This is a genomic window from Paenibacillus sp. IHBB 10380, assembly GCF_000949425.1.
Lineage (GTDB): Bacteria > Bacillota > Bacilli > Paenibacillales > Paenibacillaceae > Paenibacillus_AQ.
The window spans coordinates 3,098,436-3,115,063 of record NZ_CP010976.1; the positions used below are offsets into that span (position 1 = coordinate 3,098,436).

Below are 16,628 nucleotides of genomic sequence, written 5' to 3' on the forward strand. Positions count from 1 at the left end.
TCCTTTTATTATGGTCTATCTTTTCTTATGGTAGTGGTAGCCGGTGCACAGCCCCTTTTGCTTCGATTTAGCTGAACATTTATGCCCTCCCTGTTTATCTAATCTACCTGAATGTGCGTAAACGGAGGAAGAAGTCGCCACAACAAGAATTAAAGCCATAAAAATTACTATTATTTTTTTCATCCAATCCCCTTAGTTCTCCCTATGCTTTAGGGTTTTATCGTCTTACAGTCTCATTCTATTACAAAGTCCAAATACAGGGAATAGCCCTAGATGATTCTATCCCTTCCTTAAAAATTCCTAAACGACGGATTGTTAAGCAAGTTAACGGCAGGATACCGTGAAACTGTATTGAATTATTAGAGATGGGTTTTTAGAGAAAAATCATTAAGGGGATTGGTGCGTATATGAAAACTTCGAACTCGAATATTATTTGGATTGGTGGTTCTCCTGATTCAGGTAAATCAACAATTGCTAAAAATCTGTTGCGGAAATACGATCTACAATTTTATGACTATGACTTACTTGAAGATCAGCATCATGATGAATTAGCCAAGCACTCAACAGTAGCTGGTGTTATACATTCTTCATCCATAGAGAACAGTTGGGTTAATACTACGCCAGAATTGTTACTAGAACGAGCCAATCAATCTTTCAAAAGTAGATTCCCCTTGGTGATTCGGGATTTATCTACTCTTGATATACATAAGGTAACCCTTGCAGAAGGATTTGGTCTAACCCCTCAACTCGTGTCACCCTATATTTCAAATCCTCAACAAGCAATTTGGTTAGTTTCAACCATTGAATTCAAAAAGACTTCTTCAGCCAAAAGAAATAAATTATGCGGCTTATTTACTTCAAAAGAAATGGAGCTATTGGCAAAAGAAAATTTACTTAAAAGGGATATGTTGATTGACGCCCAAATAAGAGATGAAGCAAAATCCTTAGGAATGACTATTATAGAAGTGAACAATGAAAGAACAATTGAAGAAATATCTACTTTAATTGAGCTTCACTTTCGTGCGACCTTAAACTAACTGGAAACTATAGTTCAATACCGTGAGGGCTGCCAAGTGGCAGTCTATTTTTAAAACTAATGGACATGATAATTTACCAAGTATTACGATTTACGGTAGAGTACGAGCAAGAACAGGGAAAGTCGCCAAATCACATGGCATAGTTATTCTCACCCATGCTCCGCCTTCGGAACGGTTTCCAGCTGCGATCGTCCCGCCGTGCTTCTGCGCCAGCACCTTTGCCGTATACAAGCCAAGCCCGGAATGACCTGTTTCCTGAGACCGCGATGTATCACCAGAGTAGAATTTATCGAACATACGCCGCAGATCTAGATCGCTGAAGCCCGGCCCCGTATCCTTCATTTCAAAAGTAATCTCATTCTCTTCTGCGTGTATCGCCCACTCGATTACTCCTTCGGCTGGCGTAAATCTTAAGCTGTTTGTGATAACGTTATCGAATACTTGTTCCAATCGGGCTGCATCCAGAAGAAGCTGAAGCTCCTGATTGCGATGCCAATTTTCATACGGGAAACGGAGGGTAATCCCCTTCTCTCGGCATAACAACTCATATTCTTCTTTTTTTCGCTCACAAAAGGCAAGCAAATCCGTTGGTGCAAAACAAAGGACATAATCGGGCGTGTCAATTTTATTCAAAAACAACAGTTCCGTCAGCAGCTTGTCGGCACGCTGTGTGTTATTCCTGATGGTTAACAAGTATTTTTCCAGCCGTTCCGGATGGCGCGCACCGCTCTCGATCAAATTATCTGCATGTCCCTGAATGATCGTAAGCGGTGTCCGCAGATCATGCGCGATGGCTGCAATCATATCGCGTCTTTCCTGTTCCAGATTCCATTCTCGCATCAATGATTGCTCCAGCGCTTTCCTCATCTCTTCAAAGGCATCCGCGAGCTCTGTCAGCTCCTTAGAACCGCACGCTCCCGCTACGGAGAAATTCAGATCGTTCTGTTGAATCCGTCTCGCTCCCCCGATAATCCGGGCGATAGACGGTTCAAGTCTTTTTCCTAATCTTCTCGCGAAAATAAATGCAAACAAGACGATAAAAAGGAACGGCGCAATCAAACTACTCAATATGAGAACAACAAGCAGCCACTTTCCAGGGTTATTGGAAGACACACTTAAGCTGTATCGCAGAACAAGCATGCCTTTAAGCTGTTTTTGAGAATTGAGAATGGGATAGAACTTGATATATTTCCCGCCCTGTTTTTCAATTGTGTTTAGCTTGCTGGGCACATCTTCTGGGTTCTTGACAAATGATTGCCCCTTCCAACCGTAGACAATTTGTCCCTTAAGATTAATGATTTGATATTGGATGCCTTTCGTCGGAATGACCCGTTCCAGCGCTTCCTGCATATGAGGAGATAACAAGGTGTCTTTTTGCTTATCCACATAATTTAGAATCCGAGGGATTTTCTGTTCGTAATAATTGGCTGGGAAAATGCTCTTGTCCGTCTGGTTTATCGAAATATAGAGCGTACTGCCCCACACCAACGCCGAACATAAAAGACTAAAAAATAAAACGAGGGCAAATGCACTCATAAACTGCCTGCGCAGCGGTCGTCTGCTTGTCTTCACTTTCTTTCGAATTTGTATCCTACCCCCCATACCGTAGCAACAAATGTCATCTCAGGTGCAGCCGACGCCAGCTTCGCCCGAATGTTTTTGATATGTTCTGTGATAGTGGCCGAGTCGCCCTCCGCATCGTATCCCCATATTTTTTCATAAATTTGTTCCCGGGAGAATACTTGATTGGGATGCATAAAGAGAAGCCGAAACAATTCGAATTCCCGATGGGTCAGAGGAATAAGAATGTTCTGATAAAATAACTGTAGGCTATCCAGGTCGATCGTGAGATCGCCGTGATGCAGCAGCTTAGGCTGATGTTCGAAGTGGTTCCTTTGCTCACGACGGAGATGTGCCTGAATTCTCGCTTTCAATTCTTTCATGCTGAAAGGTTTGACGATATAGTCATCTCCGCCAACAGCGAGTCCCCGAATACGATCTACTTCGTCGGAACGTGCGCTTAAGAACAAAATAGGGCATGTTACCCGATTTCGTATGGCTTGACACACTTCGAACCCATCCAGATAAGGCATCATAATATCAAGAATGATCAGATCGGGTTTTTCTCCGAGTCTATCGAACACTTCCTTGCCGTCATAAGCAACCCGCACCTCGTAACCTTCATCCTGCAGCGCATCGCGCATAAACTCTACGATTTCCTTCTCATCGTCGGCAATCAATATCTTTTCTCTCATCTCGCCTGTATCCTTTCTGGTCTTCCCATCTATAAAATTCATTTTACCTGCTTGCGTGCTAAAAATCCCCCTGAAGTGAAACATACAGTTGATTGCTGTACGTGTCCACTTCAGGGGGAGGGATTAAACTTGCGGATGTAGCCCTTACTTCATATCGCTAAGCCGACGTAGGGTCCGAACTCAGCTGAACTGTCCGATTCTGCGCTGTTCCCACATATCAAAGCGAATCGATTGCCGTAAAATATTACTTTTCGCTCTATTTATCCTCATCGTATCATTTGAAAGAAGAAGTTTTGACGCAGCTTTGGGACTCAAGCAATTGGGAGCTACATTGTTAGAACTTCGTAGTCGGCTCCTTTACTTTATCGAAGACGATAATGCCGTCATACTGTTCTTTAGGAACAAACCTCATCGACATCGGTGCAATGATCTCGGATGTCATTCCGTCTTCGGCAGCATAAATCGGCTTGAACATCCAAGCGTTATTTTTATTCGATGACTTGTGCTTGGATAAATCGGCGAATGCAACCTTATAACCGCTTTGCATGATCAGATGTTCTAAGCTTCCCTTCGGCATAGGCTTGATATCGAAGAGCTTCTGAGTCGAGATCGTACTCGCCTTTCCGCTATTCATATACAGACCGATCACATATTCCTTATCTTTAAGCTTTTTCTGAAGCAGTTCCCCCATGCTCGTGAAGCTGTTTATCCATTTTCCCTGTTCTTTCGTAGCGATTTTGGAAGTGTTCTTCGCAAGATGGTCGTTATGCGCCCATAAAATCACTTTTTTGCCTGGATACATCACTTTCATTAACCACTCTACGTTATCAGCCATGATACGATCTCTGAATTCATAACTTTCCTTAGTACCGTACATCCCCATTTCGATAAACTTGATGCGATCTCCCAGCGTTTTCACAGCGATATCAACCATATGAGGATTTTTCGGATATGCCGCCGTGAGCTGTTCCTTGTTATCTTGAATAAACTGAATCAATGCCTTGTATTTCGGTTCGTATTCATCCTTAACTTTCTTAATTTCCTTCTTGGCTTGGGGGTTATTATCGAAGTCTAGGCCATATTTGTTAATGACGGTATAGAAATCAGTAATCCCTTGCATTTCAAAATGGAAATAATCCTGACCCTGATCCTTATCTACCTTTGAAATCCAATTCGCGATAAATTGCGTTAAATGCCCCGATGTAAACTGCATATCATAGCCCGCAAGGTACAAGGGCTTGTCCGACTTATGCTGCTTCTTAATATAATCGAACAAACCAAGCGTCTCTTTGGAATGCCATATTGGAAAAATAGAGCGCTCCATCATTTCTTTAGAAGTCAAAGACCCGGCATTTTCATAGGTAGCGAAGGAATCGCCAAGCCCCGACTCAAAAGCAATAACATCAAAATCAAGCTCTTCATGCAAATATTTGATCAGCCTTGTTTTGATACTACTGTATTCTGCGACGCGATGGAAGTTCTCACCGAGACTAACGACGGTTTTATCCTTCAGTATAGGTTTTAGAAACGCTAAATCCTTGTAATCCTCTGAAGTTAGAGATTTAATTTCTTGAATATTCTGTTTGAGTTCTGTGTTCTTTTGCGAGGTCGCAGAGACATTTACCGGCGACAATAATAGAGAAATTGCCAGCCCCACTGCCATAACGCCTGTAAATCGTTTGGTTGTATTCTTGGTTGCATTCATTAATCGTTTTCCTCCTTCTAAACCATTGAATCGTTCTCTTTTACTGCTCAACCATCGTAACAAGAACTTCTAAGGAATTTATAAAGACAAGAATAAACGACCTCGTCGTCCATTTTCTTATTTATGATAGAAATGATTCCGTGCCTAAGACAATATTTTCTCCGAAGATTACCAATTCAAAATGTAATTGTAAATCAAGAAAGAAGAATGGATAGAGTCTTCAGATAACATCTGATTCTCTATCCATTCTTTTTACATAGATACAATGTGTAATATTATATGGAGTTCTTATCGCAACTTCCTTAGGTTTATATCAGACATCCATCGACACTCGCCTTCAACACACTCTACTATAGTAAGCTCTTTGGTCGCATATCAGTCCATTGCGAGTTGATGTGGTCTAGACACCCCTGACGACTGTCTTGTTCATAGACAACGATCCATCCAGCTGGAATCTGGGCAAAGGCAGGCCACAGTGAATACTGGCCTTCGTCATTCACTAGTACTACGTAAATGCCGTCGGTGTTCTCAAAAGGATTGGTCATAGATTATTTCCCTCCTATGCAATTGTGTATCGGAACTTTTCATTCCGTTTAGCTTAGCTACGAGTACACGCCCAATTTCAGCAAGTGGTTCCGGCTGACACAGATCCTTGTGTCGACAATCAATATCATACTGCTCGATCTGTCCATCGATATAAGGGTTCCAAGTTTCCGGAGCGATCGGATCGAACCAGTCTGGTATGACAGTGGATCTGAAGAACAGCAGATCCCCATGATATCGTTTCGGAACGAAACTCCCCAAAATGCGAACCGAATTCACGTATGTCTCTTTAAGATTTAGAATGGTTGACTCCTCAAGGCTCGCTAATGCACTACCGTCACTACGAAGGATTTCAATTGCGCTGTTCATATCTAGTGGTTTGTCTCCCATACTATCTGGGTCGTAACCGCCCAAGGCCAGTAGAGCAATTAACGCTTCCTGCTCGTCAGGACCACCCCTTAGAGGCAAGAAGTGACTCGGATAAGCATCTAGCATCACAAGAAGTGAAATCACTTCATCTTCATTTTGAAGCTGGACAGCTATAGCCTGCGCGACATTACCTCCGAGTGACCAACCTAGCAAATGGTAAGGGCCTGTCGGTTGCACCGAGCGGATGTGATGAATATAATCTGCTGCCATTTCCTCCAATGTGTTAGGCAGATCCTCCGATTGACCGATACCACGAGCCTGTAATCCATAGATCGGATAATCTGTTCCCAGTGACTTCATCAGCCCCGCATAACACCAACTGAGTCCACCCGCAGGATGCACGCAAAACAATGGGATATTCTCTCCCTTGGTTCTAAGCGGTAGCAACACATTCAATGCCCCTTGACTCCCTTGGCTGTTACCCAATTCGAGTCGCTCAACTAGACCCGCAACGTTTGGAGCCTCGAAGAGGTTACCAATACTAAGTTCGACACCAAGAGCTTCACGAATACGACTCATAAGACGAACTGCAAGAAGGGAATGACCACCAAGATCGAAGAATCCGTCATCAATACCGACTCGTGACAAACCAAGAACTTCGGCAAATAAATCGCATACAATCTCTTCTTGTGGAGTTCTAGGTCCCCGCCCTGTAACTGCTATGGTGAGATCTGGTGCAGGCAACGCCTTACGATCAAGCTTGCCGTTCGATGTCAATGGTAAATCAGCGACCACTACGAAAGTGGACGGAACCATGTAATCAGGCAGACTGCTAGCAACATACCTTCGGAGTTCTGCCGACTCTAAGCTAACATCCGAGACAGGTACGATATAAGCAACCAGACGCTTATCCCCTGGCTGGTCTTCTCGAACGACCACCGCGACCTGTGTCACGTTAGGATGTCTTGCAAATACAGCCTCAATCTCTCCTAATTCGATCCGAAATCCACGGATCTTTACTTGGTAATCAGCACGTCCGAAGTAATCCAAAGTACCGTCCAGAAGCCAGCGGGCAAGATCACCCGTTCGATACATTCGTGTACCCGGCGGACCAAATGGGTCTGCGACGAAACGGTCTGCCGTCAAGTCCGGTCGTCCTAAATATCCACGCGCCAACCCAGCACCTGCAACATACATTTCTCCCATCACACCCGGTGGAACCGGCTGTAGAATAGCATCCAACACATAGATCCGAAGATCCGGTATACCTCGGCCGATAAGACTGTTGGAACTCAGACCCGCACTTTGCCGATCAAGTGCATTATAGGTGACATGCACCGTCGTCTCTGTAATGCCATACATGTTAATCAGCGTTGGAGCATTGTCAGGATGTCGATCATACCATTCTTCAAGGCGTCCAAGCTCTAAAGCTTCACCACCGAAAATAACATAACGCAAAGATAAGCTCTGTCCAAGATCGGGATTCTCCCTATCCGCTTGCATCAATTGATAGAACGCCGACGGCGTTTGGTTCAGAATGGTCACGCCCTCTTTTACAAGCAAATGCAAGAACTCTGCGGGTGATCGACTGATTTCATGGGGCACTATGATCAGACGACCGCCATGCAAGAGCGGACCCCATATTTCCCAAACGGAGAAATCGAAAGCATAGGAATGAAACATAGTCCAGACATCATCCGCACAGAAATGGAACCCCTGCTCCGTTGATGCAAACAATCGAACGACGTTCTGATGCGGTATGACTACGCCTTTCGGTTTACCTGTAGAGCCAGAAGTATAAATGACATAGGCAGGATGAAGAGGCAACAATGGCTTGATCCGATCAGCATCTCTTGGATCGGTACTCGGGTACTGCCCCAATCTATTGACTGTTTCTGACTCATCGACCACGATCAGTGGCATATCCGTATTCACGCGTAGCTTGAAAGCAACCTGTGTATTCGTAACGATGCATGCAGGATCCGTGTCGCTGAGCATGAAAGCAACTCTGTCAGCTGGATAGTCTGGATCTAGAGGTACATATGCTGCGCCAGCCTTGAGTACGGCCAGTATTCCCACGATCATCTCCACAGATCTCGGCAACGCCAAAGCCACAAGACAATCTGGTCCCACACCTTGAGCTATCAGCAGATGCGCAAGACAGTTCGCGCGTCTATTTAATTCCGTATAACTCAATGAGATACCCTCATACATCACAGCAGTAGCGTTAGGACTATGGGTAACTTGCACCTCGAACAGTTCAGCAACAGTCGATTGTGGCACCACATCATGAGCAGTCTCATTCCACTCCTCAATAATCTTTTGCCGTTCTTCAGGTGCAAGAATCTCTAAACATCCGATCGCTTGATCAGGTTCAGCTACTGCAGCCTCCAACATCCGCAGCAGACGATCCGCTAACGCTTCGACAGTATCCCGCTTAAATATATCACTGCTATATTCGAGTAAACCGTCGATCCCAGCAGGTGAGCCATCCACTGTGCGATGCTCACGAAGTTCCAGAGTAAGATCGAACTTCGCTGCACCTACACTGTTGATCTCAAGGTGGGTTGTGAGATCAGGCAGATCCAAAGTCGCTTCGGACGTGTTCTGGAACGCCAACATAACCTGAAATAATGGATGCCTAGAACGGGAGCGGATTGGATTGAGAACCTCAACAAGCCGTTCAAAGGGTACGTCTTGATGTTCATAGGCAGCAAGATCAACCTCACGAACTCTGCCTAGAAGCTCCCGGAAACTTGGATCTCCAGACGTGTCGGTACGTAGCACTAACGTGTTTACAAATAAACCGACGAGGTCATCCAATGCGTCATCGCTACGTCCAGCGATTGGACTACCCATCGGAATGTCGGTACCTGCACCGAGTCGAGTGAGTAGAGCAGCAAGTCCAGACTGTAACACCATGAACAGGCTTGCTTTGCTGTCACGAGCGAGATCTAATAGGCGACGGTGTAGATCTGGGTCAATACGGAAATCAATGGTATCACCAATATAGCTAATCGCCGCTGGACGCGGATAGTCGGTAGGCAATTCCAACTGATCCGGAAGACTCTTCAGTGTCTTGGTCCAGAATTCGAGTTGCCTTGCAATTAGACTCTCCGAATCACTCTCACTACCCAGCAATTGGTGCTGCCAGAGTGCATAATCAGCATATTGCACTTTCAGCGGCGACCATGTTTTCTCTTCCCCCTTACATCGTGCGGTGTAAGCAGTAGTAAGATCACGGGCCAGCGGAGTCAGTGACCAACCATCACCAATGATATGGTGCAACAGTAGTAACAGCACATATTCGTTCGATCCAAGTACGAATAGCTGAGCTCGAATGGCAGGTTCAGTTGCGAGGTCGAAACTGTGACGTACAGCGGCAGCGAGAGCTTCGGGTAGTTCGTTCTCAGTCATCTTAACAACGATTAACTCAGGCTCTACCAGTGCTGCATCCATGACGAGTTGATGTGACGTGCCTGATTTCTCTGGGAAAATGGTGCGTAGTGTCTCATGCCGATCAACTACATCACGTAGGGCGGCCTGCAGTGCTTCCCTATTTAGTTCGCCAGTCATATGCGCAACAAGTGGAATGTTGTAGGTCGGGCTTGGCCCCTCTAGACAGTGCAAGAACCACAATCGTTGCTGGGCAAAGGAAAGCGGAACCTCTTCTGGTCGTAAAGCAATCGGCATAACAGCCGGACGGGCAATCTGAGCTTGGTCTAGTCGTTTAACCAAACCAGCGACGGTTGGAGCTTCAAATAAATTGCCAATGCCTAATTCAACAGCAAGAGCCTCGCGAATTCGGATCATTAGACGGGAAGCGAGTAGAGAATGTCCACCCAATTCGAAGAAATCATCATCAATTCCTACATAGGGTAAACCTAGAACCTCAGAGAACAGATCACATAGAATCTCCTCCTGAGGAGTTCTGGGCCCCCGCCCCTTCACAGTCACAGTAAGATCAGGAGTGGGTAATGCCTTGCGATCTAGTTTGCCATTAGGTGTTAGCGGTAACTCTGTAATCATCATAAATGCCGACGGTACCATATAATCAGGAAGACTGCTGGCAACATGTTGGCGAAGTTCGGCCGACTCGGGACTAGCTTCCTCGGATGGAACGACATAAGCCACTAGACGTTGCTCCCCTGGTTGATCCTCACGAACAACAACTACAACTTGTGCCACACCCTGATGTTGGGAAAGTACAGCCTCAATCTCACCTAATTCGATCCGAAAACCGCGAATCTTGATCTGATGATCAGCACGGCCTGCATAATCTATAGAACCGTCCGCCAGCCACCGAGCTAGATCCCCTGTGCGATACATCCGCGTACCAGGCTGTCCAAACGGATTAGCAACAAAGCGCTCCGCAGTCAAATCTGGCCGCTTCAAATAACCACGAGCCAATCCAGCACCCGCAATATAAAGATCCCCTACCACTCCGGGTGGAACAGGTTGTAAACTATCATCCAACACATAAATCTGCGTATTCCAAATCGGCCAGCCAATAGGAGATGTCCCTGCATATTCACACGGAAAAGTCACTGCGGTTGACCATATCGTAGTCTCAGTCGGTCCATAGAGATTCGTGACTTGGCAACCAAGTTCTTGCAAAGCAAGCTTGAGACTGCTCGGGAGCGCCTCACCTCCGACGAGCACCTTAAGGTCCCGAAGTTTGTCGGGATCATAAGCAACGAGCGCGTGCCAAAGTGTGGGTGTGGCCTGCATCATCGTGGTTCCTGTCTCTTCGATCATCCTCGTCAGGGCTGGTGGATCCTGAATGGACACCTTCTGAGCGATGACAATACTCGCCCCACTGAGCAGAGGAAGGTATATTTCAAGCGCTGATATGTCAAATGCGACTGTCGTAACAGCCATTAGCCGATCATTTTCATGAAGTTGTAATTGGTCCTGCATGGCGAAGAGGAAATTGGTCAAGCCTTCGTTCGAGACGATAACACCTTTAGGTTTACCTGTTGAGCCAGAAGTGTAAATGACGTAAGCCGGATGGAGAGGCAATGGAGGCGTAATTCGGTCAGCATCACTAAGATTGGTATCGGAACAACGCTTTAACTTTTCAATAGTGGTAGTGTCATCGAGTATAATCCACGGCACTTTTGTCGCTTCAGGGAATTTAGAGGCAGTCTTTGTGTTCGAGATGATACATACGGGTTCCGCGTCAGTGAGCATGTAATTGATTCGTTCAGACGGGTAATCCGGATCCAATGGTAGGTATGCCGCTCCCGTCTTAAGCACGGCCAGCAAACCAACGACCATCTCTACAGACCGAGGTAAGGCCAAAGCCACAATCTGCTCTGGTCCCACACCTTGAGTAATCAAGAAATGTGCAAGCCGATTCGCCTGACAGTTTAACTCCGCATAAGTCAGTTGTTCCCCTTCGAATAACAGAGCAGTAGCCTCAGAATTACGATCAACCTGCACCTCAAACAACGTTGATACACTCTTCTGAGAGACCACTTGCGCCGTTGTATTCCATTCTACTAATACCCGATTACTTTCATCAGGAAGGAGAAGCTTTAACCGTCCAATGGTCTCATGTTGATCCGTCATTGCAACAGTTTCCAAGAGGTGTAGGAATCGCCGTTGATGACCTGCAAGATCTTCAATAGAGTAAACCGCCGGATTACCATCCAGATCAATACGCAGTCCGTTACCATCGAACCTGTCATACACGTTGAAAGACAGGTCGTCCACTGGACCCGCTGAGAGATTGTGTGTCATACCACGATGACCGGCAAAACTCAACCCATAATCAAACGGCATAATATTAATCTGCGGACCGAACAATCTCCGGTTATCACCTACTAACTTAAGGTCACGGCGCAATTCTTCGTGCCTGTACCCTTGATGACCTCGTATCTCGCTAATCTCCTGAACGACTTGTCGTACTAGTTCTACCAAGCTCATATCCGGTCTTACCGACAGGCGTAGTGGTAACAAATTCATGACCATACCGGGAATACGAAGCGAGACAGAACCTAAACGACCCATCATCGGTAATCCTAGAATGATATCCTGCGAACCTGTCATCCGGTGTAAGTAAATAGCCGTCACCGCAATCACAATATCAGGCCAAGTTGCCGATGTATGACGCGCTACCGCGTGCAATTGATTCTGGCTTGACGGTGATAGCTGTGCTGTGAGGCGCAGGAAGCTTCTTGACGTCCTCGGCGCTCGGTCCGCTAGACTTACTACTTCAGGTTCATCTACAAAGCGATCCAGCCAGAATTGGCGGTCCCGCTCAAATTGCTCTGATTGGCGATAGGTCGAATCTTCTAGCAAGATCGAACGTAAGGAACCAAAGACATCCCCTTCAAGTGACAGATTATTTACAAGTGCCGTGTAGTTCTTGGCCACTCTCTGTGCAATAAGTGAAAATCCATATCCATCCATCACGATATGATGGATACGCTGATACCAGAAATAATGATCAGGTCCAGCCTTGAACAAAGCTTCCGTAAAGAGTGGACCTTGTGTAAGATCGACTGAACGGGCCAAATCAGCCCTCATCCATGCTTCAGCTACTTCCTGTGGATTCTGTTCTGAGCTGAGGTCGATCACATGTAGCGGCCAATCATAAGACAAGTCAAGAACCTGCCACGGCCCATCCTTATCCTCACCGAAGCGAACATGCAGAGATTCAGTTTCCATAACAGTCTGACGTAGCGCTGTCTCGAACCGTACTCGATCAACTGGCCCTAGAATCTCTACGTACTCGCCAGTGTTATAGATCGGGTTATCTGGATCAATCTGTTGAGCAAACCATATGCCGGACTGTGCACCTGACAAAGACCAGCGAACATCCTCACGGTCAAGCATCAGTATCTACCTCCTTTTATAATGCAAAATAATCTATATTCGGCAACACCTGCTGTGAGCGTGCGATCAACAGTCTCCACCATTCAGCCAGCGTCGGGCGTTCAGCCAACTCCGCAAAGGTGACCTCAACACCGCTACGGCGCCACCGTTCAACTAGGCTCATAATCCGAATGGAATCTAGCCCCCTGCTAATAATCAAGTCATCGTTATCGGCGATATCTGACGGTGATTCATGAAGTAGCTCAGCTACCTGTTCACGTACAGATTCTAGCGTCATAGATGGAAAGTCAGCCCGATCTCCCATCTCCCCCTTTGTACCTTGCGCATTTCTCAGCTCAGTGAGCAGACGCTGCGTTGTGAGCGTGACTGCACACCGCTCAGATGCATAGGTCAGAGCCATCTTATGATGTTCCAATGAGAAATCCGCCACTGCATCTGCAACGAAGAACGGTTGCACATCCATCATAAATGCATCGCACGCCGTCAGAAGACATCCGATATGTGCATAAATTCCACTTACGAAAAGCTGATCACGACCTTGTTCGTGTAGAATTTCCCTAAGATTTGTCTTCTGGAATCCACTATATCTCCACTTGGTAAGGACGATGTCATGCTCATCTGGCGTAAGCTCCTCCACGATTTTCTTCTGAATGGGACCATCGTTGATTCCCGCTCCCCAGAAATCTTGCAGCAGGCCTCGTTCTGTTGGGGTCTGTCCACCTGGTTGTGCCGTGTAGATCACAGGAATACCTAACTCATGACATTGACTTCTTAGGAGCTGAATGTTCGCTAGAAGCTCAACCACTGGCGATTGTCCGTAAGTGAACGCGTCTAGGAAATATTGCTGCATATCATGAATAAGAAGGACAGCACGCTTCGGATCAGGTTTCCACGTGACCTTATGATTTGGTAAGTCTGATTCGGTTGGCATCGGATACGGTATAATCGTTGGAATAGCCATTTAATCCCTCATTTCAACTTTTGTTGTAATCTTCTGCGCAATGACCTCACGTAGCGCTTTTTTATTTACCTTTCCTACTCCAGTCTTTGGGAATGATGCAATGAACTCCACCCGATCCGGGATTTTGTAAACTGCCACACCACGTTCCCTCAGGAACATTTTGAGCTCAGCTATCGTAGGAGGGTGCTCATATTCATGAGCTATTACAAAAGCGCAGGTTCGTTCACCAAGGAACTCATCGGGCATAGAAACCACCGCTACATCATGCACCGCGGTATGAGCAAGGATGTGATTCTCTACCTCTTCGGCTGCAACTTTGTCTCCACCACGATTGATCTGGTCCTTATCACGTCCCTCCACAATCAAGTAGCCGGACGAAGTCATCCTCGCTAGGTCCCCCGTACGGTAAAATCCATCTGAAGTAAACGCCTTGGCATTATGCTCATCGGCCTTGTAGTAACCACGGATTGTGTACGGTCCACGAGTCAATAAATGTCCTACATGGCCCTGTTCGACTTCGTGATCCTCCTCATCTACGATGCGTATCTCATCGTATGGTGACATCGGTCTTCCCTGGGTGTTGACAATAATTTCCTCCGAGTCATTCAATCGAGTATAGTTAACCAGTCCTTCAGCCATCCCAAAGACCTGTTGCAAAGTACAACCCAGCGTTGACTTTACCCGACGCGCAACTTCTGCACTGAACTTAGCTCCACCGACTTGTAGTACCTGTAGACTGGATAAATCGTAATGACGCGATGATGCTGCCTCAAGCCATGCTAAAGCAAGGGGTGGAACTAACGCTGTTATCGTGACGCGTTCCTGAGCGATAAGTGGAAACGCATCGTCTGGGCTTGGTCTAGGTGCAAGAACAACTCTGCCACCTGCATACAACGTACCAAGTACACCCGGTGAACTGAGCGGATAATTGTGCGCAATGGGAAGGGCTGCGAGATACACACTATCCGAATTAAGATGGCAAATATCGGCACTGACTCGCAGGCTATACATGTAATCGTCGTGAGTACGAGGGATTAACTTAGGTAACCCTGTACTTCCCCCAGATAATTGAAGAAACGCAACATCACTAGAACTGACATCCAGCTGATTCATAGGTTCTGTATGTAGATCAGCCAATGCCACGAACTCCTTCGAATCGCCTACAACGATGATATGCTGCACGGTCGAAGCCTTATTCTGTACCTGTCTTGCTAGTTCCCGATAGTCAAATCCCAGGTAATGGTCAGGAATAATGTAAGCAACTGCTTCAGTAAATTCACAGAAATATGTGATCTCACTACTTCGATGTAATGGCAGAGCAAAGACGGGTAGGGCCCCCAGTCGAAACAATGCGAAGACAACTTCGAAAAACTCCGTAATATTAGGCAGTTGAACGATCACACGATCCATTGGCCTGATTCCAATCGATCGGAACCCAGCAGCTAGCTGATCTGCTCTTGTATCAAGCTCTCTATAGCTCCAGCAATTCTCACCACTACTAATCGCCGTACGATCCCCAAGTCTAGTCGCACGTTCTCGCAACATTTCTCCGAAAGTTTCTCCTCTCCAGCAGCCAGCCTGGCGGTACCGATCTGCAAACTCTTCAGGCCACGTGGCACATCCAAGCAACATAAACTATCCCTCCTGATCTTATCTAGGCTACTCGTCATTCAGCCCCATGCCGATTAACATTGTACGGAACTTAGCCGTTGTCTCAGAGAGTTCTCCCTCTGGGCTTGATCCGAGGACGACTCCGGCTCCAGCAAACAGACGTAGGGAGTGGTCATCCACCTCAGCGCAACGGATCGTAACAACCCACTCACCATCTCCGTTCGAATCGCACCACCCGACCATGCCCGCATAGAACCCTCGATCGAACGGTTCGATCTCTCGGATTACCTCCCTTGCCATTTCAGTCGGAGATCCGCAGACAGCGGGTGTCGGGTGCAGTGCGACCGCCAACGTAAGCGCAGATGTTGAGGGATCAGCAAGTTCACCACGGATCTCAGTTGAGAGATGCCACATGGTAGCTGTTTGTACCAACGAGGGTACGGATGGAACATCCAATGTGTTGCAATACGGACGAAGTGCAGCAGCAACGGCATCGACGACCAATGCATGCTCATACAGATCCTTGGCAGATGAGAGCAATGCCGCGGCTCTTTGCTGATCCTCCTCAGGATCCTCACTTCGTGCCGTCGACCCTGCCAATGGATTAGCCAACACTTGCAGTCCCGATCTTGAGACGAGTAATTCAGGACTAGCTCCTATAAGCGTTCGTCGCGGTGAACTTGGAGGAGTAACTCCTAATGGCCACTCCTCCGCTTCTCGGATGGGCAAATCCACGGCAAAGGTGTAGCCACGAGTATTGTTGCGAGCAAGGTTAACAAGTAACTGATGGGTATCGATCATTGTAGACGAGGTTAACTGCAATGTTCTCGACAGAACAACTTTGCGAAGGCCACTACTTTCCAGATGGTTCAATCCTTGTTCTACACCACGTACATACTCCGCTGCCTCTGGAATTGCACTGATCTCATACTTAGACGTTAATGATTGTTCCTTCTGATTCGTTGGTTCGAAGTGTAATCCATCCCCCCACTGAATGGTCGTTGGCACGATCAGGTGTGCAGGTTTCCTATGATCAAAAGGCACCGCACCTACGACGACTGATACGTTGTGTTGGGACTGTTTCACATGATTTAGAAACGCTGTAACACGCTCGGGCAAACTGCTTAACTCCTCGGTTCCCTCATAGGTAGGCATCTCCAAGAACGTCCCCTGCGCAAGCAGAGTACGTTGTGGTGAAGATAAGAAGAAGGACGAGCCAGACTGATAGTTATCAAGGAGTTGTGTTGCTATTGTCACAGGAATAACATCATGTTTTATCATTTCAATCGCCTCCTTATTAAATG

The 16,628-nt window shown here is 46.6% G+C and carries 10 protein-coding genes; 1 reads left to right on the forward strand and 9 read right to left on the reverse strand.

The annotated features are described in order from the left end of the window. Window positions 1–15: 15 nt before the first annotated feature. A complete protein-coding gene (locus tag UB51_RS27880) occupies window positions 16–183 on the reverse strand; it encodes a YHYH domain-containing protein (RefSeq protein WP_144407020.1) in 168 nt (55 codons plus the stop codon). Between the two features lie 224 nt (window positions 184–407). Here UB51_RS27880 and UB51_RS13720 point away from each other — a divergent pair, with 224 nt between their 5' ends. Beyond that, complete coding sequence (locus UB51_RS13720; protein ID WP_044877776.1) at window positions 408–1,037, forward strand: nucleoside/nucleotide kinase family protein; 630 nt, start codon at window positions 408–410, stop codon at window positions 1,035–1,037. 90 nt (window positions 1,038–1,127) lie between these two features. Here UB51_RS13720 and UB51_RS13725 read toward each other — a convergent pair whose 3' ends face one another. The 8 genes from UB51_RS13725 to dhbC form a co-directional block, all read right to left on the reverse strand. Continuing rightward, on the reverse strand, window positions 1,128–2,573 hold the full coding sequence (locus tag UB51_RS13725) for a sensor histidine kinase (RefSeq protein ID WP_052675927.1): 1,446 nt from the start codon (window positions 2,571–2,573) through the stop codon (window positions 1,128–1,130). Window positions 2,574–2,605: 32 nt separating this feature from the next. Beyond that, complete coding sequence (locus UB51_RS13730; RefSeq protein ID WP_044880149.1) at window positions 2,606–3,292, reverse strand: response regulator transcription factor; 687 nt, start codon at window positions 3,290–3,292, stop codon at window positions 2,606–2,608. Window positions 3,293–3,626: 334 nt separating this feature from the next. Then, complete coding sequence (locus UB51_RS13735; RefSeq protein WP_044877778.1) at window positions 3,627–4,997, reverse strand: erythromycin esterase family protein; 1,371 nt, start codon at window positions 4,995–4,997, stop codon at window positions 3,627–3,629. 350 nt (window positions 4,998–5,347) lie between these two features. After that, window positions 5,348–5,542, reverse strand: a complete 195-nt coding sequence (locus UB51_RS13740) for an MbtH family protein (protein WP_044877779.1) — start codon at window positions 5,540–5,542, stop codon at window positions 5,348–5,350. Beyond that, window positions 5,526–12,752, reverse strand: coding sequence for an amino acid adenylation domain-containing protein (locus tag UB51_RS13745; RefSeq protein ID WP_044877780.1), 7,227 nt, complete (start codon window positions 12,750–12,752; stop codon window positions 5,526–5,528). The genes UB51_RS13740 and UB51_RS13745 overlap by 17 nt, the downstream gene beginning before the upstream one ends. Before the next feature lie 16 nt (window positions 12,753–12,768). Further along, window positions 12,769–13,713 carry an isochorismatase family protein gene (locus UB51_RS13750; RefSeq protein ID WP_044877781.1) on the reverse strand — a complete coding sequence of 315 codons (945 nt, stop codon included), beginning with the start codon at window positions 13,711–13,713 and terminating at the stop codon, window positions 12,769–12,771. Next, window positions 13,714–15,345 (reverse strand): (2,3-dihydroxybenzoyl)adenylate synthase, encoded by a 1,632-nt coding sequence (locus UB51_RS13755; RefSeq protein ID WP_044877782.1) that lies wholly within the window; start codon window positions 15,343–15,345, stop codon window positions 13,714–13,716. Window positions 15,346–15,372: 27 nt separating this feature from the next. Further along, a complete protein-coding gene (dhbC, locus tag UB51_RS13760) occupies window positions 15,373–16,605 on the reverse strand; it encodes an isochorismate synthase DhbC (RefSeq protein WP_044877783.1) in 1,233 nt (410 codons plus the stop codon). Window positions 16,606–16,628: the final 23 nt, after the last annotated feature.